This window comes from Microbacterium sp. NPDC087592 (assembly GCF_044743585.1).
Lineage (GTDB): Bacteria > Actinomycetota > Actinomycetes > Actinomycetales > Microbacteriaceae > Microbacterium.
In genome coordinates this window covers 417,694-441,255 of record NZ_JBIUWT010000001.1, presented here as the reverse complement: position 1 = coordinate 441,255, position 23,562 = coordinate 417,694, and the positions used below count along the sequence as shown (strand labels likewise).

Here is a 23,562-nt window from a genome sequence, read left to right as displayed (position 1 = left end):
AGGAGCATCGTGATCTCTCGAGTGACATCGTCATCCATGACGCAGACGGCGATGCGCCAGCTGCAGTCCAACCTCACCGAGCTGGCGCGTCTGCAGGAGCAGGCGACGTCGCAGCGCGCTTTCGCCACTCCGTCCGAAGACCCGGCGGCCGCGGCCGCGGCCCTCGCCCTGCATGCGGAGCAGCGCCGCAACGACCAGTACGCACGCAACATCGACGACGGGCTCGCGTGGGTCACGGCGGCGGATGTCGCGATCACCGCGAGCACCTCGCTGCTGGGCCGGGTCCGCGACCTCACCGCCCAGGGGGCGAACGACGGCGCGCTGGATGCCACCGCCAAAGAGGCGCTCGCCGTCGAGCTCGAGGGCATCCGCAAGGAGCTCCTGTCCCAGGCCAACACCCGGCTCCTCGGTCGCTCGGTGTTCGCCGGCACCTCGGACACGGCGGCGTTCGCCGCGGACTACTCGTACAGCGGCGTGGCGGGCTCCGAAGTCAGCCGTCGCGTCTCGGATGCGGCATCGGTCCGCGTCGATACCGATGGCGCCGCGGTCTTCGGTACCGGCGACGACTCGGTGTTCGCGCTCGTCGACAAGATCGTCGCCGACCTCCGTTCCGGAACGAACGTCGGTCCGCGCCTCGCGGAGATCGACGACCGACGCACCGCCATGCTCGGGGTGCAGGGCTCCGTCGGAACCCGACAGTCTCAGATCGAACGCGCCAAGGAGGCGGCAGTGCAGAATTCCGTGTCCCTCGAATCCCGCCGCACGGCGGTCGAGGACGTCGATTCGATCGAGGTGCTCGTGCGTCTGCAGGCGCAGGAACTCGTGTACCGCTCCGCGCTCGCGGTGAACGCGCGCGTTCTCCAGCCCTCGCTGATGGACTTCCTGCGATGACCGCCGCCCTCAGCTTCCTGACGCCCCCTCCGGGACTCGCGCCGCACGTCGACTTCGCGCTCGCGCCGGTCGACGGCGCCGACGGTCTGTTCTCGATGCGGGCCGTGGACGACGCGGATCTGCGCCTGTACCTCGTCGACCCGAGCACCGTGCTCGGCGAGTATGCGCCGATCCTCAGCGACGAGCAGGCCGAGAGCCTCGCGCTCGGCTCGGCCGACGACGCACTGGTCCTCGTGGTCGCCCACCCCTCCACGGAAGGCGTGAGTGTGAACCTGATGGCGCCCGTGATCGTCAATCGCACCACGGGAGCCGCGTCGCAGGTGATCCTCGAGGATCAGGACTACCCGCTCCGCGCGCCGCTGGGCTGAGGCGCGAGCCGCGGGCACTCCGGGCCGCTCTCACAGCGCGACCACGGCTACCCTGGAGACGTGATCCTTGCCGTCGACACCTCCCTGGGCACCGCTGTCGCCCTCATCGATGCCGACGGGGCGCGACGCGCCGAAGCCGCCGCCACCGACCCGCTGGGCCACGCCGAGGTGATCGGCGACCTGCTCGTCGCGGCGCTCAGCGATGCGGGTGACGGCGAGGTGACGCATGTCGTCGCCGGCATGGGCCCCGGACCCTTCACCGGGCTCCGCATCGGCATCGCCGCGGCCCGCACCTTCGCCCTCGGACGCGGCATCCCGGTCGTCCCGGTCCCCAGCCATCTCGCCGCCGCTCTCACCGCGCTCGAGACCGAGTCGCAGCCGTTCGCGATCGTCACCGATGCCCGCCGACGCGAGGTCGCGATCACCGTCTTCGACGGGCTCGATGCCGACGGGATCCCGCACATCGTCGCCGACACCGTCCTCGTGCGGGCGGCTGACGCCGACGCGCACCTCGACGGCATCCGCCGCATCGATGTCGCCACCCTGTCGGCGGCGGACCTGGCGCGCGTCGGAGCTCGCGCCCTGGCAGCCGGTCGCACGCTCACGGGCGACGAGCCGCTCTACATGCGCCACCCCGACGTGACGGTGCCCGGTGCGCCGAAGAAGGTCGGCTCATGACCCTGCGCGACGCCACCGCGGACGACCTCGACGCGATCATGGCGATCGAGGAGCGCTCCTTCCCGACCGACGCGTGGAGCCGCGAGACCATGGCCGCCGAGCTCGAGAGCATCCACGGCCGCTACCTCGTCGACGACCACGACGGCGCGGTCATCGGCTACGGCGGCGTGCGCGCGCTGCGTGGCAGTGCCGACGCCGACATCCAGACCATCGCGCTCCTCGCCGAGCACCGCGGGCAGGGTCGGGGCCGCGCGCTCCTGCGTGCTCTCCTGGCCGCCGCGGCCGAGCGCGGTGCCCGTGAGGTGTTCCTCGAGGTCAGGGCCGACAACCCCGCCGCAGAGGGCCTGTACCTCGCGGAGGGGTTCGAGGAGATCGGCCGTCGCCCCCGCTACTATCAGCCGGACGACGTGGACGCGATCGTGATGCGTCTGGAACTGCGCCGCCACCCGGCATCGCACGACACGACCGAGGAGGCGAAGGCATGAGCGAACCTCTGGTCCTCGGCATCGAGACGAGCTGCGACGAGACCGGGATCGGCATCGTCCGCGGGCGCACCCTGCTCTCCAACACCATCGCGTCGAGCATGGACGAGCACGCCCGATACGGCGGCGTCGTGCCCGAGGTCGCCGCGCGGGCGCACCTCGAGGCGCTTCAGCCCGCCATCGATGCGGCACTCGCCGAAGCAGGGGTGCGTCTCGACGACCTCGATGCGGTCGCCGTCACGAGCGGCCCCGGCCTCGCGGGCGCGCTCATGGTCGGAGTGGGCGCCGCCAAGGGCCTGGCCGTCTCGATCGACAAGCCGCTGTACGCCGTCAACCACCTCGTCGGCCACATCGCCGCCGACATCCTCACGGCCGATTCCGCGCCGCTCGAGTACCCGACCATCGCGCTGCTCGTCTCCGGTGGTCACACCTCGCTGCTGCACGTCCGCGACCTCACCACCGACGTCGAGCTGCTCGGCGAGACGATGGACGACGCCGCCGGCGAAGCCTTCGACAAGGTCGCCCGGCTCCTGTCGCTGCCGTACCCCGGCGGTCCCGAGATCGACCGGGCGGCGGCCGACGGCGACCCGAACGCGATCCGGTTCCCGCGCGGTCTCTCCCGGGCATCGGATCTGGCGAAGCATCGGTACGACTTCTCGTTCTCGGGTCTGAAGACCGCCGTCGCGCGGTGGGTCGAGCGCTGCGAGGCCGACGGGATCGAGGTGCCCGTGGCTGATGTCGCCGCGAGCTTCCGCGAGGCGGTCGTCGACGTGCTGGTGACCAAGGCACTCGCGGCCTGCGCCGACCTCGGGGTGCCGCGCCTGCTGCTGGGCGGCGGCGTGATCGCGAACCGTCGGCTGCGCGAGGTCGCCCTCCGGCGTGCCGATGAGGCGGGAGTCACGGTGCGCATCCCGCCCCTCTCGCTGTGCACCGACAACGGCGCGATGATCGCCGCGCTGGCCGCCGAGCTGATCTCCTCGGGGCGGCGCCCCTCGACTCTGGCGTTCGGGGCGGACTCCACCCTTCCGGTCACCGAGATCCAGATCGCCGAGGCGGTGCCCGCATGAGCGACGTCTCCGGCTCGTCCGACGCGAAGACCCCCCGGACTCCGCCGGCGCGCGTCGAACGCGCCAGTGACGAGGTCGAGCAGCATCCCGGGGCGGCGCCGCGGCTTCCCGGCGCCCGTCGCGAGGGCTACACGAAACTGCCCACCGGCCCCGTCGGCATCGAGCCCGTGGTGGTGAGCGGGCCCGACATCGATGCCCCGGGCGAGGCGGAGTGGGAGCCGACGACCGGGGCCATCCCGATCGACGACACCCGCCTCGCGCCGTGGGCCCTGCTCGCCGCGATCGTCGCCCTCGGAGCATCGTTCTTCGTCGGCTGGGGGATCCCCGTCGCGGTCGTCGCGGTGATCGCCGCGATCATGTCGCTGCGTCGTCCGCTCGAGAGCCGTTCCATCGCGCTGTGGGCGCTCGTGCTGGGCCTCTGCGCGACCGCGTACAGCCTGGGCTGGTTGGTCTGGGCAGGCATGCAGTTCGAGAAGCTCGGCTGACCGGATGCTCGAGCCAGAGGAGTCGGAGGAGCTGCGTTCCTTGCAGGCGCGGGCGTATGGTCGCGATTCCTCGCTGACATCGGCCGAAGCCGAACGCCTCCGCGAGCTGGAGGAGCGCCGCGTCGCACCGGTCGCCGAGAGCGGATCCGCAGAGCGCGTCGTCGCCGGACCACCCGTCGAGGATCCGGAGTCTGCGGCGAAGTCAGCGGGAGCCGACGATGCCGCCGATGAAATCGATGCTGCCCCTGCCGGAGTGCCGGCGGGCGAACCCTCAGCAGACGTCGAGGACGGAGCATCGTCCGCATCGTCGTCCTGGCGCTCCGCGCTCTCCGCACTGCGTCCTCGCTGGCGCCCGGTCGCCCTCGTAGCCGTCGTGGTGCTCGCGATCGGAGTGGGGATCGGCTGGCTCGCGTTCGGTCGATCCGGCGCCGCAGCGGTGGAGTTGACCGCCGATCAGCAGGGATGGCAGAACGATCTCGTCGCGACCGGTGTGTACGATCCCGGTTCGATCCACGCGCTTGGCGTCGAGGAGGACGTGGTCATCTGGACGGCGACGAAGGGCGACCAGGAGCGCACCTGCCTGATCCTGGGCACGGGCGAGGCGACGGTTCCGACCTGCGAACGCACCGAGATGATCGCCGCGACCGGCATGTACGGCTCGATCTCGGTCAAGGGCAAAGGGGACCTGCAGCGCGAGGTCAGCGCGCAGATGCTCTTCACCGCGTCGGGCGAACCCGCTGTCGCGGTGAGCGCGTACGACTACGACACGAGCGAGAGCGGCATCACCTACGCGAACGAGGCGGAATCGGAGGCCGCAGCCCGGTTGTCGGAGGACGGCTTCGAGGCCGGCTCGCTCTGGGTGGTCGGCTACGACGGCGACGTGCCGATCTGGACCGCCGTGCAGACCGAGTCGCAGAACCAGTGCCTCATCTACGACGGGTCGACGGATGAAGCTCCAGTGGCCTGCGCCGACCCGCAGACCATGCAGGAGCAGGCCTCTGGCCTCGTGCTCAACGTCGTCGACGCCGAGACGGGTGGCGTGACGCACCTGGAGTTGATGTCGAATCGGGGGCCCGGGTATCTGACCATCACCCGGGAGGGAGATGCCTCGGGTGCCGTCGGCGACTGAGGCCGAAGAGCTTCGGGTCCTGCAGCGGAAGGCCTACGGCCGGAGTGGAATGCTGACCGAGGCGGAATCCCAGCGTCTGCGCGCGCTCGAGGATTCGCATCGTTCGAGCTCTGCCGTCGTTCCTCCCGAGCGGCGCGAGCCCGGCGGCGATGGCGAGCCGACGAGCCGGGAGCAGACAGAGCGAGCGATCGGGATCGTCGAGCAAGAGCTCGCCGCGCCCACGGAGTCCGACGCCGCCGACGTACCCGCCGTGACGCACATGCAGGATGCCCCGGACCCGCAGGCGCGGGAGACCCCGGCGACGACGGCTCGAGGTGTGACGCGCCGTCGGGCGATGATGACGTCGGTCGCTGCGTCCGCCGTCCTGCTCGCGATCGGGGTCGGCGTCGGCTGGGGACTGTTCGCACCGCGGGCCGCGAGCATCCCGTTGACGCAGGAGCAGCTGCAGCGCCGGGGAGAGCTGGCCACGGAGGCGTTCGATCCCGGGTCCATCCGCGCGGTGGCGCAGGACGAGGATGCACTGGTCTGGTATGCGACGAAAGACGAAGGATCGGACGCCTGCCTGATCCTCGACGTCGGCGTGCAGTCGCAGACCAACTGTCTCGCCGCGGAAGAGACGGAGCGTGGCTTGTCCACATCGCTGACGCTCCCGGGAGACACGGGTTCCGACACGATCCACGCCACGATGCTCCTCTCGACGGCGGGGGAGCCGCTGGTCGCGATCCAACGATGGGGCGGGATCGATTCGCTCCTGGCCCAGTTCCCCGAAGAAGTGCGCGACCGAGCGGAATCGCTCACCACGGAGGGGTTCGAGCTCGGCCTCTCGATGGTCGGAACCTTCCGAAACGCGCCGGTGTGGCTGGGGGATCGGCTCTCGGATGCCGGAGCCACGGAGCGATGCCTGATCGTGGATGCCGCCGGTCCCGTGGTGTGCAAGCCCTCAGAGACCGCATTCGCGGAGGGCCTCACCGTGAAACTCGAGACCGTCGATCCCTCGGGCGCGCGGGTCTCGACCGCCGCGCTCGACCTGCAGTTCACGGGCCAGCTGACGCCGTACCTGTCCGTCTCGGTCGAGTCCGCGGTGCCCGGCGTCGAGAACGACCCCGTCGTGATCCAGGTGTCGCCGGGTGAGCAGATCGAGGTCGAGGACCCGAGCGACGGCGGCTGACCCCGGCGGGGCTCGGCGACGGTCAGCTGGCGGCAGGAACCCGATCGGCGAGGATCGCCCGCCGCTGATCGCCGATGCGCGCGAGGATCAGCGTGGCCTCCTGATCGCCGCGCAGCACGAGCTTCTTCCGGAACGCCGCGGGGTCGATGTCGACTCCGCGCTTCTTGATCTCGATGCGACCGATGCCGTGCGCCTGGAGAGCGGCGCTGATCGCCTTGGGGTTGGCGGGCAGGGTCTCGCGCACGCGGAACGACTGCACGAACGGGCTCGTCAGCGCGGCATCCGAGGTGAGATAGGCGATGTGCTCGTCGAGCATCCCGGCGTCGAGACTCCGGGCGACATCGCCGATCAGGCGGGCGCGGATCACGGCGCCGTCCGGCTCGTGCACGAAGGCGCCGAGCTCGCGCACGGGCTCATCGGCCACGTCGGCCGGTGCGGTCATCTCGTGCGAGCGGTCGCCGCGGATCACGAGCGCCGAACGTCGCACGCCTTCTCGGGCGAGGGCGCCGCTCCATACGACGAGCTCGACGACGCTGCCGTCGGCGCTCACCCACTGCGCCTCGGCGTCGGCAGGAAGGGCGTCGCGGTCGTGTGCGGGGCCGAGCTTGATGCCCGTCGGCACGCGCGCGGCGACGTCGAACGCCCAGTCCAGCGAGGGGGAGTAGTCGTCTGCAGAGACGCGGCGGGTCTCGCTGTGTCCGGAGGTGCGCCGGGCGGGATCCATCCAGATCGCGCGTGCGTTCGAAGCATCCGAGCCCTCGAAGGCGTCTTCCGCCGTGCTGTGCCGAACCACCGCGCCCTCTCCGAAGGGCGCGAGGTTGTACGCCGCGATGGCGGCGGTGACCTCGTCGGCATCGACGGCGAGCACATCGAGTCCGGCTCCGGCGAACGCGAGGGCGTCGCCGCCGATCCCGCAGCCGAGGTCGGCAACGGTGGTGAACCCCGCGCTGCGGATCCGCTGGGCGTGTCGTGCGGCCACACCGAGCCGCGTCGCCTGCTCGAGCCCGGCTCGGGTGAACAGCATCCGCGCGGCGAAGGGGCCGAACTTCGCCGACGCCTTGGACCGCAGGTGCGCCTGGCCGACCACCGCCGAGACCAGCTCGGGGGAGTGCCCGGCGGCACGCAGCCGTGACACGGCGCGGGCGACGTCGGCGGTCGACCCGATCGTCCCGACCGTGTCGAGCAGTTCGAGACCGGCGGGGGTCAGCAGGGCACGCAGCTCGGACATCTCCACGTCCTCAGCCTAATTCCCGCTCGCATCACTGAATCACGGCGTGCGTTGGCACTCGCATTGCATGAGTGCCAGCCCAGCGCATAGACTGGATTAGCACTCTCGGGTTGAGAGTGCGAACAAGTCTTTCGTGTCAGTGTCAAGAAAGAAGAGGTAGACCGTGTCGGTTTCCATCAAGCCGCTCGAAGACCGCATCGTCATCCAGCAGGTCGAGGCCGAGCAGACCACCGCGAGTGGCCTGGTCATCCCCGACACCGCCAAGGAGAAGCCCCAGGAGGGCGAGGTCGTGGCCGTCGGCCCCGGCCGCATCGACGACAACGGCAACCGCGTTCCGATCGACGTCGCTGTCGGCGACCGTGTCCTGTACAGCAAGTACGGCGGCACCGAGGTCAAGTTCGGCGCAGACGAGTACCTCGTCCTGTCCGCTCGCGACGTCCTGGCGGTCGTCGTCCGCTGATCTGCGGAACCGGGTTCCGTCGCTCTGGAAGAGGCGGTGCCCAGGTCCTCGAAGGGGGCTCGGATGCTTCGGCATCCGGGCCCCCTTCTGCATCCCGCCATCGAGCATCCGATTCCTGCCGAACTCCGCGAGGACGGCTCACCGTCGCTCTTCGGACCGTCGACGCGGGCATAGTGTTGTGCGGTGATCCCCGAGACGACCCGCGCCACCCAGACCGCCGGAGTCGCCTACGCCGGAGCCGCCTATCTCCTCTGGGGCGTGCTCCCGCTCTATTTCCTCCTCCTGGTGCCGACCGGTCCCTGGGAGGTCGTCGCGTGGCGGGTGCTGCTGTCGTTCGTCTTCTGCATCCTGCTGCTCACGGTCACGCGCGGCTGGGCGCCGTTCGGCGTGATCCTGCGGCAGCCGAAGCTGCTGGGATGGACTGCGCTCGCGGGTGTCCTGATCTACATCAACTGGCAGGTATTCCTGATCGGAACGCTCAGCGACAACGTGGTCGAGACGAGCCTGGGCTACTTCATCAACCCGATCACCACGGTGTTGCTGGGTGTCTTCGTCTTGAAAGAGCGCATCCGCAGACTGCAGTGGGCGGCGATCGCCATCGCCGCGATCGCCGTCGTCGTGATCATCGTGGCTTATGGCGACTTCCCGTGGATCGCGCTCTCGCTGACCGCGTCGTTCGGGGTCTACGGGCTCATCAAGAAGAAGATCGGCCCGGCGGTGGACGCCGTCAGCGGGCTGACCCTCGAATCGTTCTGGCTGATCCCGATCGCCGTCGTGCAGCTGATCGTGGTCGCGACGACTCCCGCGGGCATCACGATGGGCGGCAACGGGTGGGTGCACGCGGTGCTGCTGGCCTTCGCCGGCGTGGCTACGGCCGTGCCCCTGCTGCTGTTCGCGGCGGGAACCCGCCGGATCAACCTCACGGTGATCGGGATGATCCAGTTCATCACCCCGGTGATGCAGTTCCTCATCGGCGTCGCGATCCTGCACGAGCCGATGCCGCCGGAGCGCTGGGCCGGGTTCATCATCGCCTGGATCGCGATCGGCGTCTTCGTCGTCGACCTGCTGATCGCCGCCCGCCGAGGGCGCCGGATCGCGCAGCCCGAACTCGTCTGAACCCGCGGTTCTCCGGCCCGGAATCCCGGTATCGGATCGTTAACGCACCGAGATACTTGCACCCCCTGTGGACGGGTATCACGCCCTAGTGTTAGAGCACCCGCCCGTGGTCACAATCCACGTTCAGTTACGCAAGGGAGCACCATGAACGCAATGAAGGGTTCGCGCACCGCGAAGGTCTTCGCAGGGATCGCTTTGATCAGCGCATCCGCCATCGTCATCGCCGGCTGCAGCAGCACGCCGAACGCCGAGCCCAGCGAAGGCGGTGAGAAGCCGGCCGTCGATCTGACGCTCAAGCTCGGCTCGCTGCTTCCCGCGACCGGCTCGCTCGCCTTCCTCGGCGCTCCGATGGAAGCCGGCGTGCAGCTGGCTGTCAACGAGATCAACGAGGCCGACGCCGGCGTGACCATCGACCTCACCACCGCCGACGAGGGCGACCTCGACAACAAGGCGTACGAGACGTCGATCACCAACCTCCAGAACGAGGGCATCACCGCGATGGTCGGCGCCGCGTCGTCGAGCGTCACCAAGCTCATCCTCGACGGCAACGCCGGCGCGGGCATCCTCACCGTCTCGCCGTCGAACACGTCGCCGGACTTCTCGGGCATCAACCCGCTGTACTTCCGCACGGCACCGAGCGACAACCTGCAGGGCGAGGTCCTCGGCAACCAGATCGCCGAAGACGGTCACAAGACCCTCGGCATCATCTACCAGAACGACCCCTACGGCACCGGTCTGTTCGAGGCCATCAAGTCGACGTTCGAGGGCACCGGCGGCGAGGTCGTCGCCGATGCATCCTTCAACCAGGGCGACGGTCAGTTCAACGCTCAGGTGTCTGAGATCGCGGCCGCCAAGCCCGACGCCGTCGCGGTCGTCTCGTACGACCAGTTCGCGACCATCGCGCCGCTGCTCGGCAACGCGGGCGTCGACACGGGCTCGCTGTACCTCGTCGACGGCAACCTGAAGGACTGGGGCACCGACGTCTCGGTCAACCTCGAGGGCTCGAAGGGAACCCGCGCCGGCGCTGAGCTGCCGCAGGACTTCCTCGACCAGCTCAACGAGGTCTGGACGGCCGACGGCAACGACCCGATCGACGCCGTGACCTACTCGGCTGAGGCCTACGACGCCGTCATCCTCATGGCGCTGTCGGCTCTGGCTGCCGGCTCCGTCGAGGGCGCCGACATGGCTGAGCAGATGGGCACCGTGTCCGGCGGCGGCGACAAGGGTGAGAAGTGCACCACGTACGCCGAGTGCGCCGACATCATCAACGGCGGCGGCACGGCGGACTACGACGGTCTCTCCGGCGAGATCACGTTCGACGAGAACAACGACCCGAAGGGCGCCGCGATCGGCGTCTACGAGTTCGGCGCCGACAACACCACCACGCGCCTCAAGTAAGCGCACAGACGAGGCCCCGGATGCTCGGCATCCGGGGCCTTCGTCGTCCCCGCCGACGGATGCCCGAACTCCCGACGGATGGCCGCCGGGCACGACGAAGGGGGATGCCGCGTGGCATCCCCCTCTTGCGTGAACGCGCTCAGGCGGCGTCGGTGCCGAGCGTGCCGAGGTAGAGGCCGATGACCTTGGGGTCGTTCAGCAGCTCGCGCCCGGTGCCCTCGTAGGCGTCCTTGCCCTGATCGAGCACATAGCCGCGGTCGCAGATCTGCAGGCAGCGGCGCGCGTTCTGCTCGACCATGATCGTCGTCACGCCCGCCTTGTTGATGTCGGAGACGCGGATGAACGCATCGTCCTGACGCACGGGGGAGAGGCCGGCGGAGGGCTCGTCGAGGAGCAGCACCGACGGATCCATCATCAGCGCCCGCGACATGGCGACCATCTGCCGCTCACCGCCCGAGAGCGACCCTGCGCGCTGCTTCAGGCGCTTGCCCAACTCGCCGAAGATGCTGCTGACGAACTCCAGGCGCTCGGCGAAGATCTTGGGGTTCTGGTAGAGCCCCATCTCCAGGTTCTCCTGGATCGTGAGCGACGGGAACACGTTGTTCGTCTGCGGCACGAAGGCCACGCCGCGGCGCACGAGCTTGTCGGCCTTGAGCCCGACGATGCTCTCGCCCTTCACCGTGACATCGCCCGAGCGGATCTCGACCATGCCGAAGATCGCCTTGAGCAGCGTCGACTTGCCGGCGCCGTTCGGGCCGATGATGCCGATCAGCTCACCCTTGTGAGCCACGAGGTTCGCGCCGTTGAGGATGTTCACCCCGGGCAGGTATCCGGCGTGCACATCGGTCAGCTCGACGATCACGTCGTCGTTCTTGATCTCGTTGCGCTCCGCGGGAGCGGGAGCGGGCGCGGGCGTGGGGGCGGATGCGTCGGTCATGCCTTCTCCTCCTCGACGTCTTCGGCCTCGACTTCGGCCTCGACCTCGGTCTCGATCTGCTCCCGGATGCGGATCGCGTCTTCTTCCGAGATCACCGGAAGGCGGCCGGTGACGGCCCCGAGGTCGACGTCCTGGTGTGCGCCCAGGTAGGCGTCCACGACGGCCGGATCCTCCATGACCTGGTCGGGCGGCCCCTCGGCGACGACACGGCCCTCCGCCATCACGACCACCCAGTCGGCGATGTGGCGGACCATGTGCATGTCGTGCTCGACGAACAGCACCGTCATCCCCAGATCCTTGAGGTCGAGGATGTGCTCCAGCAGCGACTGCGTGAGCGCGGGGTTCACACCGGCCATGGGCTCGTCGAGCATCACCAGGGTCGGGTCGCTCATGAGCGCGCGGGCCATCTCGAGGAGCTTGCGCTGACCGCCCGAGAGCGATGCGGCGAAGTCCTGCTCCTTGGCGTCGAGCTTGAAGCGGGTCAGCAGCTCGTGCGCCCGTGCCTCGATCTCCTGATCCTGCTTGCGCCAGAGGAAGGGGAACAGCCCCGCCCAGAAGCCCTCGCCGCGCTGGTCCTTCGCGCCGAGCTTCATGTTCTCGAGCACGGTCAGCAGCGACAGCGACTTCGTGAGCTGGAAGGTGCGCACCTGTCCCATCCGCGCCACCTTGAACGAGGGGATACCGGAGAGGTTCTTCCCGTCGAACGACCAGGTGCCGGCGTTCGGCTTGTCGAAGCCGCACAGCAGGTTGAACAGGGTCGTCTTGCCGGCGCCGTTCGGGCCGATCAGCGCCGTGATGGCTCCGCGCGGGATCTCCAGGTGGTCGACATCGACCGCGGTGAGACCGCCGAAGCGGCGCTCGACCGCATCGACGATGAGGATCGGGTCTACCTTCTTGACGCCGGGCGCGGCGGGACCGGCGGCCAGGCCTCCGGTCTTGGCGCGGGGCGTGCTCTTCGCGGGCGTGACCACCGCGTCGTCATTACTTGACAAAGGTCATCTCCCTCTTGTTTCCGAGGATGCCCTGCGGGCGGAAAATGACGATCAGCATCAGCACGACGCCGATCACGATGTACCGCACGACGTCGGCCTGTGCGCCGGACATGGGCAGGTAGCCGGCGTTCGCCATGGCGGGGAGGAGCGCACCGAGGAAGGCGAACACCACCCAGAACAGCACCGCGCCGAGCGTCGGGCCGAGCACGGTGGCCGCGCCGCCGAGCAGGAGGATCGTCCACAGGAAGAACGTCAGCGACGTGGAGTAGCTGCCGGGGATCACCGCGGACGGCAGGATGAAGACGATGCCGCCGACGGCGCCGATCACACCACCGACCACGAGCGCCTGCATCTTGTAGGCGAAGACGTTCTTGCCGAGCGAGCGCACCGCATCCTCGTCCTCACGGATGCCCTTGAGCACCCGACCCCATGGGCTGCGCATGAGCGCCCAGACCACGAGCACGGCGATCACGAGGGCGATCAGTCCGACGACCCGCACCCACAGATCGGTCGCGTTGTAGGTCCACGGGCCGAAGCCGTAGGTGCCCGGCGGGAAGGGATTCGAGTCGCGGAAGCTCTGGTGGTACCCGGAGAGTCCGCCGGCGGAGTTGGTCCAGTCCTTGAAGAGCTCGGTGACGAACATGAGCCGCACCACCTCGGCGGCGGCGATGGTCGCGATGGCGAGGTAGTCAGCACGAAGACGCAGGGTCGGGATACCCAGGATCAGAGCGAATGCCGCGCCGCCCAGCATGCCGACGAGGACGCCGGCCCACCACGGGAACCCGAAGGTCAGGATCGAGATCGCGTAGCCGTAGCCGCCGATGGCCATGAACGCGGCCATGCCGAAGTTGAGCAGGCCGGTGTAGCCGAAGTGCACGGCGAGGCCGGTCGCCGCCAGGGCGTAGGCGATCGTCGTCGGGCTGAAGAGATAGGAGGCGGTGTTGCCGAAGATGCTTCCGAAGTCCATGCGTCAGCCCAACCTTTCCTTGCGTCCGAGGATGCCTTGCGGCCGCACCAGCAGAATGATGATCAGCGCGACGAGTGCCGTGGCGTACTTGAGGTCGGACGGCACACCCAGCAGGGTCGACACCTCGACGGCGAGGCCGACGATGATCGAGCCGATCAGGGCGCCGATCGCGGAGCCGAGGCCGCCGAGGGTGATCGCGCAGAACATCAGCAGCAGCATCTGCATACCCATGTCCCACTTCACACCGGGGCGGAAGTACGCCCACAGGATGCCGGAGATCGCGGCGAGAGCACCCGCGAGGATCCACACCGTGCGGATGACCTTGTCGACGTCGATGCCGGATGCCGCGGCCAGCTGCGGGTTGTCCGAGATGGCCCTGGTCGCCTTTCCGGTGCGGGTCCTGGTGAGGAAGAACGCGACACCGAGGATCACGACGATGCTCGTCCCCATCGCGATCATGTCGATGTACGACAGCGAGATGGGTCCGAGGCGGATGGGCTCGGGGCTCGCTCCCGGAAGCTGGTACGTGTTGCCGCCGATGAAGTACTGCATGCCGTACCGGAGGGCGAGGGAGAGCCCGATGCTCACGATCATGAGCTGGACCACCCCGAGGCCTCTTCGCCGCAGGGGTTTCCAGATCCCGGCATCCAGCGCCCACCCGAGCGCGGCTCCGCCGATGACGGCGGCGATGATGCCGAGCCAGAGGGGCAGGTGCCAGAACGTCGTGCACAGCAGCGCGACGACCGCGCCCCAGGTGACCATCTCGCCGTGGGCGAAGTTCGACAGGCGGGTGGTCCCGTAGATGAGCGCGGCGCCCATGGAGGCGAGTCCGAGGAGGAGCCCGAAGTTCAGGCCGCCGACGATGCGCGACAGGAGTTGATCGAGGAACGACACGGTGACCCGCTCGCCCGCTCCGAGGAAGAAGTTGACGATCTTGGTGCCGGTGAGGCCGAATTCGAGCTCGAACGACGCGGTGGTCCCCGATACGGGCTGGATGCCCTCGGGGAGTTGCGTCGCATCGACGATGACCCCCTTCGGCAGCGTGGACTCGTCCACCGTGAGGGTGTACGTCTCCATCTCCGGCACGTAGAGGCGCCACTTGCCTTCGGCGTCGGTCTCGGTCTCGGCTTCGAAGCCGTTGCCCTCGATGGACATGACGACGCCTTCGACCGGCTCATCTGCATTGGTGACGACACCGGCGAAGTAGAAGTCCGTGACCTCCTGCCCGTCATCCGTCGTCTCGGCCGAGGCCGATGAGGGGGGCAGGAACAGGAACGCCATGAGCGCCATGAGGATACCGAGGCAGATGACGGCCCAGGGGCGCCTTCGCTGCACGGCGATTGTTGTGGGTCCCACGCAACCTCCACTGTGAGTGCTGTCACTGCGGCATCGGGTATGAACCGCAGGGATGGACGACGCATTTGAGCGTAGTGTGCGATCCCCGAATCACCTACGGTCGCGGTCAACGGTCCGATAACGGCGGGCTCCGGGAATGTTCTCGGGCGCGTCGCGCTTAGAATCTTCATACGGGCCGTGGCCCCGCAAAGGCCGACGTCGACCACCCCCCTCGCACTCGGACATGCGCGACTCGCGCAGAAGGAGAATCCATGGAACAGCACGATCCCTTCGGCTTCGTCGGACTGACGTACGACGACGTGCTGCTCCTGCCGGGGCACACCGACGTCATCCCCAGCGAGGCCGACACCTCGTCGCGGATCACCCGCCGCATCTCGGTCGCCACCCCGCTGCTGTCGAGCGCGATGGATACGGTCACCGAATCCCGAATGGCGATCGCCATGGCGCGCGAGGGCGGCATCGGCATCCTGCACCGCAACCTCTCCATCGCCGACCAGGCCGCGCACGTCGACCGCGTCAAGCGCAGCGAGTCGGGCATGATCACCGACCCGATCACCACGACCCAGGACGCGACCGTCGAAGAGGTCGACAACCTGTGCGCCAAGTACCGCATCTCGGGGCTGCCCGTGGTCGACGACGACGGCAAGCTGGTCGGCATCATCACCAACCGCGACATGCGCTTCGTGTCGGGCTTCGAGCGTCAGAGCACTTTCGTGAAAGACGTCATGACGAGCGAGAACCTCGTCACCGCGCCGGTCGGGGTGGCCGCCGGAGAGGTCATCGCGCTGTTCGCGAAGCACCGCGTCGAGAAGCTGCCGCTCATCGATGACAACGGCAAGCTCGCAGGCCTCATCACCATCAAGGACTTCGACAAGAGCGAGAAGTACCCCCTCGCCACCAAGGACGACCAGGGCCGCCTGCGCGTCGGTGCCGCGATCGGCTTCTTCGGAGACGCGTGGGAGCGTGCCGAGGCGCTGCGCGACGCCGGTGTCGACGTGCTCGTCGTCGACACCGCCAACGGGCAGTCCCAGGGCGTCATCGACCTCGTCCGCCGCCTGAAGGCCGACGCGTCGTTCGAGCACATCGACATCGTCGGCGGCAACGTCGCGACCCGCGAGGGCGCCCAGGCTCTGGTCGATGCGGGCGTCGACGCGGTCAAGGTCGGCGTGGGTCCCGGGTCGATCTGCACCACGCGCGTCGTCGCAGGTGTGGGTGTGCCCCAGGTCACGGCCGTCTACGAGGCTTCGCTGGCGGCCCGACCGGCGGGCGTGCCCGTGATCGCCGACGGGGGACTGCAGTACTCCGGTGACATCGCCAAGGCTCTCGTCGCCGGTGCCGACGCCGTCATGCTCGGCTCGCTCCTGGCCGGAACCGACGAGTCCCCGGGCGAGATCGTCTTCCAGTCCGGTAAGCAGTTCAAGCAGTACCGCGGAATGGGTTCGCTCGGCGCGATGCAGACCCGCGGCAAGCAGACCTCGTATTCCAAGGACCGCTACTTCCAGGCCGACGTCCCCAGCGACGACAAGCTGATCCCTGAGGGCATCGAGGGGCAGGTGCCGTATCGCGGCCCGCTCGCCGCCGTCGCCTATCAGCTGGTCGGCGGTCTCCGTCAGTCGATGTTCTACGTCGGAGCGCGCACGATCGAAGAGCTCAAGACGCGCGGCAAGTTCGTGCGCATCACCTCGGCGGGGCTCAAGGAGTCGCACCCGCACGACGTGCAGATCGTCGTGGAAGCACCGAACTACAAGAAGTGACGTCGGATCCCGACGGGATCTTCGCAGAGGGGCCGGATGCCGTGCGCATCCGGCCCCTTCCGTCTGTCGACGGCCCGGCGTACCGTGCCGGTATGTGCCGAAACATCGTTCCGCTGAACAACCTCGAGCCCGCCGCGACCGACGACGAGTGCCACGAGGCGGCCCTCCAGTTCGTCCGGAAGATCTCCGGAGCGAACGCGCCGTCGCGTGCCAATCGGGCCGTGTTCGACCGCGCGGTCGGCGAGATCGCGCAGGCGACCCGTGCCCTGTTGGATGAACTGGTCACGACCGCCCCGCCGAAGAATCGCGACGACGAGGCGGCCAAGCGCCGCGCCCGCTCGGCCGACCGCTACGAGGCCATCCGCGTCTTCCAGCAGGAGAAGAAGGCCGCTGCCGCGAGGTCGTGATCCGCGCGGGCCCGGGTGGCGAACGGGCTATGCCAGAATCGACATACCCCGCTCGACTTTCCCTGCGGTCCCGGTGTTGAAGGCGCCGAGATCGCACTCGCCGATCCCCATCGGTCAGGGAACCTCCCCAAGGAGAGCTGTACACATGCCTGAGGATGCTCCCAGAGTCCTCGTCGTCGACGACGACGCCGACGTCGCCCTGCTCGTGAAGACCGTGCTCGAGAGGCGGGCCGGCTGCATCGTCGACGTCGCCGAAGACGGGCGGGCCGCTGTCGAACGCGTGGCGCAGGTGCGCCCGGACGTCGTCGTGACCGACATCGAGATGCCCGGACTCAACGGACTCGAACTGCTCGCCGAACTCCGGCGCACGGTCCCCACCGTTCCCGTCGTGGTGATGACCGCCCACGTGTCGGTCGAGTACGCCGTCTCGGCTCTGCGCGCACAGGCCGATGAGTTCCTCACCAAACCCCTCGACAACGCCAAGCTCGTCGAGTCGGTCATGCGACTGGTCGAGGAAGGACGCCGTCGCCGGGAAGAGGCGCGCCCGACGGAGCGCGTGCTCGCGATCGGCGCCCATCCCGACGACGTCGAGATCGGGGTCGGTGGACTTCTCGCCGCTCATTCCCGGGCGCAGGACGAGATCACGATCCTCACCCTGTCCCGCGGAGCCCGCGGCGGCGATGCCGCGAGCCGACAGGACGAGTCGCTGGCGGCGGCGGAGATGCTCGGCGCCCGGCTGTTCCTGAAGGATCTCGTGGACACGGAGATCTCCGGCGGCGGCTCGACCGTGCGCCTCATCGAGGAGGTCGTGCAGGAGATCCAGCCGACGATCGTCTACACGCACTCGAGCAACGACCGGCACCAGGATCACCGTGCAGTGAGCGAGGCCACGATCGTGGCGACCCGCCGCGTGGGCACGGTCGCCTGCTATCAGAGCCCGTCGTCGACGATCGATTTCCGTCCCACCCGGTTCGTGCGGATCGATCAGTACCTCGACGACAAGCTCCGGCTGCTGGAGCGTTTCAGCTCGCAGACGGCGAATCGCGACTACCTGGCACCCGAGTTCGTCACCGCGACGGCGCGGTACTGGTCGCGGTTCGGCGGCGGAACAGCCGTGGAACCCCTGGAAGTGGTGCGCGAGACGGCTGAGTTCATCGGCGCCCATGAACTCAGCCGACGGGAGAGCTGATGACGAAGCGTGTGCTGGTGACCGGAGCAGGCGGACCGGCCGGAGTCGCCGTGATCCGATCCCTCCTCTGCCGATCCGATCTGACCGTGTTCGCCGCCGACATGGACGGCTGGGCGAGCGGAATCTATCTGGTGCCCCCGGCCCAGCGTCGCCTGGTCCCACCGGGAAGGGACGACGACTTCGTGCCGGCGATCGCGCGCATGGTCGAGGCTGATCAGCTCGATCTCGTGATTTCGACGGTCGACGTCGAGCTCATCGCCCTGGCCGAGCGGCGGGACGAAATGGCCCCCGCCGTGCTCGCCGCGCCGTCGGCCGACACGCTGAACACGGCGTTGGACAAGCTTGCGCTCGCCGAACGGTGCGCGCCGACCGGTCTCACTCCCCGCACGGTCCTCGCCGGACCCGACGCGCAGGCCGTCGACTGGGAGTTCCCGGTCTTCGCCAAGCCGCGCCAGGGTGCCGGCAGTCGCGGCGTGCGTCTCGTGCCCGATCGCGCGGCCCTCGAGGCGCTGCCCACGGACGAGGGTCTGATCGTGCAGGACTTCCTTCCGGGGGAGGAGTACTCGGTCGACGTCATCGCGGATGCGACGGGTCACGTGGTCGCCGCGGTGCCCCGCACCCGTGCCCGGGTCGATTCCGGGGTCGCCATCGCCGGACGCACCGTGCAGGACCCGGAGCTCGAAGAGGCGGCGGCATCGATCGCCCGCGCCATCGGACTCGTCGGCGTCGCGAACGTGCAGCTGCGCCGGGACCGCGCCGGCCGGGCCGTGCTGCTCGAGGTCAATCCGCGCTTCCCCGGCGCGCTGCCGCTGACGATCGCGGCCGGTGTCGACATCCCGTCACTCGTGGCCGACCTGTTCCTCGGACGCGAGCTGCCGGCGCGTGTGCCGTTCCGCGAGGTCGCGTCGGTGCGCTTCCTGGAAGATGTGATCGTCGAGGTCGACGACCTGCTGGTCTCCGAGCACGCGGGTCATCAGGAGGAGCTGTGACCCACGCCGTGCTGCGCGGCGACCATCACGTGCACTCGACCTTCTCGGACGATGCCGTCTCGACGCTCGCCCAGAATGTCGATGCCGCGGTCGCGGCCGGGTTGACCACGCTGCGTCTCGTCGACCACGTGCGTCAGAGCACCACGTGGGTGCCCGAGTACCTGGCCGCCGTGCGCGCGCTGCGGGTGCCCGATGGACTCACCGTGCTCTCGGGCGTCGAGGCCAAGATCCTGGATGCTGCCGGGTCGCTCGACATCCCGGTGCTGCCGGAGGGCATCGACCGGATCCTGATCGCCGACCACCAGTTCCCCGGGACGGACGGCCCCCTCGGCCCCTCGACCGTGCGCGATCGGATCGCCGCGGGGTGGGCCCCGGACGACGTGCTGGATCAGTTCGTCGACGCGCTCATCGCGACCATGCGTCGGTACCCCGGGAATCAGCTTGCGCACTGCTTCTCGATCCTCCCCAAGATCGGTCTGTCCGAGCTCGATCTCGGCCCGGAGCGCACGCAGGCGTGGGCGCTCGCCGCGGCGCAGACCGACACCCTGGTCGAGGTCAATGAGAAGTGGGGGTGCCCCGGCGTCGAAGCGCTGTCGGCCCTCCGCCGCGCCGGGGGAGTGATCGTCGCCTCCACCGACAGCCACGACGCCGCCGAGGTCGGCCGCTACTCCCGTGTCATCCCGCTGCTCGACGAGGTGGAGGCCGCCTGATGGCCGATCTGACCTGGCTGCAGACCGTGTTCGTGGTCATCCTCCTGCTGTGCGTTCTGGTCGGCACGCTGCCGGTGATCAACACGGGACTGCAGTTCCTCATGCTGCCGGTGCATGCGTTCCGCAACCACTACGGCAAGGCCGCGCCGTACCATCCGAACGTCGCCGTCATCATCCCGGCGTGGAACGAGGGGGCTGTCATCGGCCCGGCGATCGAGCGGCTGCTCCAGCTGGAGTACCCCGCCGATCGCCTGCGCGTGTTCGTCGTCGACGACGCGTCCACCGACGACACCCCCGCTATCGTCGGGGCCAAGGCCGATGCCCACCCCGGACGGGTCGTGCACCTGCGGCGCGAGAAGGGTGGCGAGGGCAAGGCGCACACGCTCAACCACGGCCTGGATGTGGTGCTCGCCGACGTCTGGACCGAAGCCGTGCTCATCATGGACGCCGACGTGATCTTCGCGCGCGACTCCCTGCGCAAACTCAGCCGGCATCTCGCCGACGACAAGGTCGGGGCGGTGACCGCCTACATCGCCGAGGGCAGCCGCGACCGCAACTACCTCACGCGGTTCATCGCGATCGAGTACGTGATCGGCCAGCTCTCCGCCCGTCGGGTGCAGAACGTCGGCGGCGCGATCGCCTGTCTCGCCGGCGGCGCCCAGCTGCATTCGCGGGCCAACCTCGAGGCGATCGGCGGGCGGATCCCGACGGGGACTCTCGCCGAAGACACGATGACCACGTTCGAGGGTCAGCTCAAGGGTCGCCGGATGGTGTTCGAGCCGCACGCCGTCGTGCTCGCCGAAGAGCCGCGGACGATCGACAGCCTCTGGAAGCAGCGACTGCGCTGGGCCCGCGGCAACGTGCAGCTGACCTCGATCTACCGCAAGCTGTGGTTCCGTCCGAGCCGCGAGCACAACCTGGGCAGCTTCTCGTTCGGACTGGCCTGGTTCACCATCCTCCTGCTGCCCGCGTTCATGCTGCTCGCCGCGGCGGGAATGCTCGCTCTGCTCGTGCTGCACAGCGACATCGCGGAGTTCGTCTTCCGCTTCATGTGGATCTCGGCGGCCTGCGTCTACCTGTATTCGATGCTGTACGCGGTGCAGCTCGATCCCCGTACGGGCCGGCACTCCTGGCGCGAGGCGATCATGTTCCCGGGGCTGGGTGCGCTCATCTTGATGGCCATCGCGCTGTTCCCCTGGGCATTCGAATCCGGCCTCGAAGCCGTCGGGCTGGATCTCACCGACGAGACGCGCATCCTCTGGGCCGTGATCTTCTACCTCTGGGGGCCGATCTCGATGCTCGGGATCTGGCTCGCGCGCGCGGTCGAGAAGCTTCCGGGCGGGCGTTTCTTCGCCGGGCTCCTGCTCTACATCTGCGGCTACGGTTCCCTGCTGTGCGCGATCACCGTGGACTCCTACATCAAAGAGTGGCGTCGTGCCGACGCCTCCTGGATCAAGACCGAGAAGATCGGACGCGTCGACTCATGAACGCTGCACCGTCACCCGAAGCCGAGCGGGAGGAGATCGTCGCGGATGCCCGGCGCGAGCGACGACTGATCCCGCAGGCTGTTCTCGCGCTCGTCGTCGTCGTCGTGGTCGTCGTCGTGCGAGAGCTGTTCCTTCGATGACCGGGAGGCCGTTGGCCCTCGTCGTCGAGGACGCTCCCGACCAGGCTGCGCTCCTGCGGCGCTATCTCGATCGTGAGGGCTTCGACGTCTTCATCGCGCACGACGCCGAGTCGGCGATCGCGGCCTTCCCGGACATCGATCCGGTGGTCGCCGTGCTCGATCTGCTGCTCCCGGGAATCTCCGGGCAGGCCTGCGCGCGCCTGGTGCAGGAGCGATTCCCCGACTGCTTCCTCGTGATCAGCTCGGTGCTCGATGCCGCCGACTACCCGCCGGCGGATGCCGCGCTGCCGAAACCGATCACGGGCGCCGACCTGCACGCCATCGTCGAAAGGGTGCCACGATGAGGGCGACGCCGCTCGGCCGCGCGGAGAACCGCTGGTATCAGGTCTTCGACAACCCGAGCCCGCTGCTCAAGCAGGCGCCGACGGTCATCGCCACGATCATCGCGGCGATCCTGACCTGGTGGGTCCCCGATCTTCCGATCACGCATGTCATGCCCGCGGTGGCAGGGATCGCCGTCGTCCTCGCGGCCACCGTGCTCGCCGCCGTGCTCACGACGCGGGGGATGCATGACGGCTGGGCCGTACTGCTCATCCCCATCGTCGATATCGTCGGTCTCGGTCTCTTCCGCACCGGCACAGGCGGCGCCACCTCGCTCTTCTCCTCGCTCGTGCTCCTGCCCGTGGTCTGGTTGGCCGCGGCTCCCGGCATCCGGTGGGTGTTCGTCGTCGGCGGGTTGACCTCGATCGCGCTCCTGATGCCGTACTTCACCAACCCCCCGGACACCTCGGTCGAGTGGCTGCGCGGGGTGGTCGGTCCGCTGGTGTTCTCTGCGGTGGCCGCGGTCATCAACCAGCTCTCCCGGCAGCAGCGCATGCGCGTCGACCAGGCGGAGGAGCTCGTCGTCGAACGCACAAGAGCGTTGTCGGAGAACGTCGCGATGATCGTGCAGCTCCGCGACAAGGAACGTCAGTACCGCGAGCTGCTGGACTCGTTCGAGAGCCTGTGGGCGTCGATCACGGCGCAGGCGGTGATCGCGACGGACTGCAGTGGGAAGATCACGGCCTGGAATCCCGGAGCGGAACGCCTGCTGGGACTCTCGGCGGAGGAGGCCCGCGACGACGTGCGCATCGACCGCTTCTTCTCGACGGCGGTCCTGTCGATGCTGGCCGCCGACAACGTCGACCGTCCCGGCTCGGACCACGAGCTTCTGCCCGGCTATGCGGAGCTCTCGCCCGGAATCCAGGCGCTGTTCTCGCAGGCTGATGCCGGGCTCCCGGTCGACGGGGACGTCGAGGTGACGACGGCGGGCGGTACGACGGTTCCCGCCCGGGTCACCGTCACCCCGCACAAGGACGGCGCCGGCGCGCAGCAGGGATACCTGTTCGTGCTCACCGACGAGACCAGGGCGGTCGAGGTCGCGCGCATGAAGGACGAGTTCGTCGGGATGATCTCCCACGAGCTCCGCACGCCGCTGAGCGCGATCATCGGCTTCCTCGATCTGCTGCAGAACGATCCCGGTCAGCCGCTCACCGTCGACCAGCAGGAGTTCGTCGGCATCATCGAGCGCAATGCGAAGCGTCTGCTCAACCTCGTCGGTGATCTGCTCTTCACCGCGCAGGTCGAGTCCGGGAGGTTCCCGCTCGAGCGCGAAGAGGTCGATATCGCCGAGCTCGTCCGATCGGCGGTTGTCTCGGCGGGTCCGCACGCGCAGCGCGAGGGCATAGAGATCGCGGCGGAGGTCGGTGCTGACGCCATTCCTCTCCTGATCGACTCCGGGCGGATCGGTCAGGCTCTCGACAATCTGCTGTCCAACGCGATCAAGTTCACCCCGCGTGGCGGGCGCGTCAACGCCCGCGTCCGTCCGGTCGACGGGGGAGTGGAGCTGGCCGTGCAGGACACGGGCGTCGGGATCCCGGAAGACGAACAGGGGATGCTGTTCACCCGATTCTTCCGTGCGTCGACCGCGACGCGCAATGCCGTGCCGGGTGTCGGGCTCGGGCTCACGATCACCCGGGCGATCGTCCTGGCGCACGGCGGGAGCATGGACGTGACGAGTCAGGAGGGCGTGGGCACCGAGTTTCGCTTCGTCCTCCCGTCGGCACCCCGCACCGAGGTGCTGACGAGCCTGAGCCGCGCCGACTGACATCCCACTGCGTGCGCA

General features: G+C 68.8%; 25 protein-coding genes. 20 read left to right on the top strand and 5 right to left on the bottom strand.

Going from position 1 to position 23,562, the window contains the following annotated elements:
• Nucleotides 1-9 precede the first annotated feature (9 nt).
• Genes flgL through ACIOTO_RS02080 form a run of 8 tightly spaced genes read left to right on the top strand, consistent with a single transcriptional unit; the run spans nucleotide 10 to nucleotide 6,268 of the window.
• Nucleotides 10-891: a flagellar hook-associated protein FlgL gene (gene flgL / locus ACIOTO_RS02115; protein ID WP_029262232.1), complete on the top strand. Its 882-nt coding sequence runs from the start codon at nucleotides 10-12 to the stop codon at nucleotides 889-891.
• Nucleotides 888-1,259, top strand: a complete 372-nt coding sequence (locus ACIOTO_RS02110) for a flagellar assembly protein FliW (protein ID WP_400856203.1) — start codon at nucleotides 888-890, stop codon at nucleotides 1,257-1,259. The genes flgL and ACIOTO_RS02110 overlap by 4 nt, the downstream gene beginning before the upstream one ends.
• 60 nt (nucleotides 1,260-1,319) lie before the next feature.
• On the top strand, nucleotides 1,320-1,937 hold the full coding sequence (tsaB, locus tag ACIOTO_RS02105) for a tRNA (adenosine(37)-N6)-threonylcarbamoyltransferase complex dimerization subunit type 1 TsaB (protein ID WP_400856201.1): 618 nt from the start codon (nucleotides 1,320-1,322) through the stop codon (nucleotides 1,935-1,937).
• A complete protein-coding gene (gene rimI / locus ACIOTO_RS02100; RefSeq protein WP_262003372.1) occupies nucleotides 1,934-2,422 on the top strand; it encodes a ribosomal protein S18-alanine N-acetyltransferase in 489 nt (162 codons plus the stop codon). Before tsaB ends, rimI begins: the two co-directional genes overlap by 4 nt.
• The gene (tsaD, locus tag ACIOTO_RS02095; RefSeq protein WP_400856200.1) at nucleotides 2,419-3,486 is read left to right on the top strand and encodes a tRNA (adenosine(37)-N6)-threonylcarbamoyltransferase complex transferase subunit TsaD; all 1,068 of its coding nucleotides are present in this window, start codon (nucleotides 2,419-2,421) and stop codon (nucleotides 3,484-3,486) included. Before rimI ends, tsaD begins: the two co-directional genes overlap by 4 nt.
• On the top strand, nucleotides 3,483-3,971 hold the full coding sequence (locus ACIOTO_RS02090) for a hypothetical protein (protein WP_105711621.1): 489 nt from the start codon (nucleotides 3,483-3,485) through the stop codon (nucleotides 3,969-3,971). The genes tsaD and ACIOTO_RS02090 overlap by 4 nt, the downstream gene beginning before the upstream one ends.
• Before the next feature lie 4 nt (nucleotides 3,972-3,975).
• Nucleotides 3,976-5,100, top strand: coding sequence for a hypothetical protein (locus ACIOTO_RS02085; RefSeq protein ID WP_400856198.1), 1,125 nt, complete (start codon nucleotides 3,976-3,978; stop codon nucleotides 5,098-5,100).
• Nucleotides 5,084-6,268, top strand: coding sequence for a hypothetical protein (locus tag ACIOTO_RS02080; protein ID WP_400856197.1), 1,185 nt, complete (start codon nucleotides 5,084-5,086; stop codon nucleotides 6,266-6,268). Before ACIOTO_RS02085 ends, ACIOTO_RS02080 begins: the two co-directional genes overlap by 17 nt.
• A 22-nt stretch (nucleotides 6,269-6,290) precedes the next feature.
• On the opposite strand, the gene ACIOTO_RS02075 is transcribed toward ACIOTO_RS02080, so the two are convergent.
• A complete protein-coding gene (locus tag ACIOTO_RS02075; RefSeq protein ID WP_400858068.1) occupies nucleotides 6,291-7,496 on the bottom strand; it encodes an SAM-dependent methyltransferase in 1,206 nt (401 codons plus the stop codon).
• A gap of 163 nt (nucleotides 7,497-7,659) precedes the next feature.
• On the opposite strand from ACIOTO_RS02075, the gene groES reads away from it, so the two are divergent.
• The 3 genes from groES to ACIOTO_RS02060 all read left to right on the top strand — a co-directional run bounded on the left by groES (nucleotide 7,660) and on the right by ACIOTO_RS02060 (nucleotide 10,470).
• A complete protein-coding gene (gene groES / locus ACIOTO_RS02070; RefSeq protein ID WP_028502311.1) occupies nucleotides 7,660-7,956 on the top strand; it encodes a co-chaperone GroES in 297 nt (98 codons plus the stop codon).
• A 183-nt stretch (nucleotides 7,957-8,139) separates the two neighbouring features.
• On the top strand, nucleotides 8,140-9,072 hold the full coding sequence (gene rarD / locus ACIOTO_RS02065) for an EamA family transporter RarD (RefSeq protein WP_400856195.1): 933 nt from the start codon (nucleotides 8,140-8,142) through the stop codon (nucleotides 9,070-9,072).
• A gap of 144 nt (nucleotides 9,073-9,216) precedes the next feature.
• Complete coding sequence (locus ACIOTO_RS02060) at nucleotides 9,217-10,470, top strand: ABC transporter substrate-binding protein (protein ID WP_091034977.1); 1,254 nt, start codon at nucleotides 9,217-9,219, stop codon at nucleotides 10,468-10,470.
• Between the two features lie 139 nt (nucleotides 10,471-10,609).
• On the opposite strand, the gene ACIOTO_RS02055 is transcribed toward ACIOTO_RS02060, so the two are convergent.
• From ACIOTO_RS02055 to ACIOTO_RS02040, 4 genes are read right to left on the bottom strand one after another with little or no spacing between them, the layout of a single operon-like run.
• Entirely contained in the window at nucleotides 10,610-11,407 is a 798-nt protein-coding gene (locus ACIOTO_RS02055; protein WP_400856194.1) for an ABC transporter ATP-binding protein, read from the bottom strand.
• Nucleotides 11,404-12,399: an ABC transporter ATP-binding protein gene (locus ACIOTO_RS02050; RefSeq protein WP_181156332.1), complete on the bottom strand. Its 996-nt coding sequence runs from the start codon at nucleotides 12,397-12,399 to the stop codon at nucleotides 11,404-11,406. The genes ACIOTO_RS02055 and ACIOTO_RS02050 overlap by 4 nt, the downstream gene beginning before the upstream one ends.
• Nucleotides 12,389-13,366 carry a branched-chain amino acid ABC transporter permease gene (locus ACIOTO_RS02045; protein WP_029262245.1) on the bottom strand — a complete coding sequence of 326 codons (978 nt, stop codon included), beginning with the start codon at nucleotides 13,364-13,366 and terminating at the stop codon, nucleotides 12,389-12,391. The genes ACIOTO_RS02050 and ACIOTO_RS02045 overlap by 11 nt, the downstream gene beginning before the upstream one ends.
• Before the next feature lie 3 nt (nucleotides 13,367-13,369).
• Complete coding sequence (locus tag ACIOTO_RS02040; RefSeq protein ID WP_029262246.1) at nucleotides 13,370-14,722, bottom strand: branched-chain amino acid ABC transporter permease; 1,353 nt, start codon at nucleotides 14,720-14,722, stop codon at nucleotides 13,370-13,372.
• 251 nt (nucleotides 14,723-14,973) lie between these two features.
• On the opposite strand from ACIOTO_RS02040, the gene guaB reads away from it, so the two are divergent.
• The 9 genes from guaB to ACIOTO_RS01995 all read left to right on the top strand — a co-directional run bounded on the left by guaB (nucleotide 14,974) and on the right by ACIOTO_RS01995 (nucleotide 23,544).
• Complete coding sequence (gene guaB, locus ACIOTO_RS02035) at nucleotides 14,974-16,476, top strand: IMP dehydrogenase (RefSeq protein WP_029262247.1); 1,503 nt, start codon at nucleotides 14,974-14,976, stop codon at nucleotides 16,474-16,476.
• Nucleotides 16,477-16,568: 92 nt separating this feature from the next.
• Nucleotides 16,569-16,883: a DUF2277 domain-containing protein gene (locus ACIOTO_RS02030; protein WP_400856193.1), complete on the top strand. Its 315-nt coding sequence runs from the start codon at nucleotides 16,569-16,571 to the stop codon at nucleotides 16,881-16,883.
• A 145-nt stretch (nucleotides 16,884-17,028) separates the two neighbouring features.
• Nucleotides 17,029-18,072, top strand: a complete 1,044-nt coding sequence (locus tag ACIOTO_RS02025; protein ID WP_105711615.1) for a response regulator — start codon at nucleotides 17,029-17,031, stop codon at nucleotides 18,070-18,072.
• Nucleotides 18,072-19,061 (top strand): ATP-grasp domain-containing protein, encoded by a 990-nt coding sequence (locus tag ACIOTO_RS02020; RefSeq protein WP_400856192.1) that lies wholly within the window; start codon nucleotides 18,072-18,074, stop codon nucleotides 19,059-19,061. The genes ACIOTO_RS02025 and ACIOTO_RS02020 overlap by 1 nt, the downstream gene beginning before the upstream one ends.
• On the top strand, nucleotides 19,058-19,771 hold the full coding sequence (locus tag ACIOTO_RS02015; RefSeq protein ID WP_400856190.1) for a PHP domain-containing protein: 714 nt from the start codon (nucleotides 19,058-19,060) through the stop codon (nucleotides 19,769-19,771). Before ACIOTO_RS02020 ends, ACIOTO_RS02015 begins: the two co-directional genes overlap by 4 nt.
• On the top strand, nucleotides 19,771-21,258 hold the full coding sequence (locus ACIOTO_RS02010) for a glycosyltransferase (protein ID WP_400856188.1): 1,488 nt from the start codon (nucleotides 19,771-19,773) through the stop codon (nucleotides 21,256-21,258). Before ACIOTO_RS02015 ends, ACIOTO_RS02010 begins: the two co-directional genes overlap by 1 nt.
• Nucleotides 21,255-21,398, top strand: coding sequence for a hypothetical protein (locus ACIOTO_RS02005; RefSeq protein WP_167381624.1), 144 nt, complete (start codon nucleotides 21,255-21,257; stop codon nucleotides 21,396-21,398). The genes ACIOTO_RS02010 and ACIOTO_RS02005 overlap by 4 nt, the downstream gene beginning before the upstream one ends.
• Nucleotides 21,395-21,742 (top strand): response regulator, encoded by a 348-nt coding sequence (locus ACIOTO_RS02000; RefSeq protein ID WP_105711611.1) that lies wholly within the window; start codon nucleotides 21,395-21,397, stop codon nucleotides 21,740-21,742. The genes ACIOTO_RS02005 and ACIOTO_RS02000 overlap by 4 nt, the downstream gene beginning before the upstream one ends.
• Nucleotides 21,739-23,544, top strand: coding sequence for a cell wall metabolism sensor histidine kinase WalK (locus ACIOTO_RS01995; protein ID WP_105711610.1), 1,806 nt, complete (start codon nucleotides 21,739-21,741; stop codon nucleotides 23,542-23,544). The genes ACIOTO_RS02000 and ACIOTO_RS01995 overlap by 4 nt, the downstream gene beginning before the upstream one ends.
• Nucleotides 23,545-23,562: the final 18 nt, after the last annotated feature.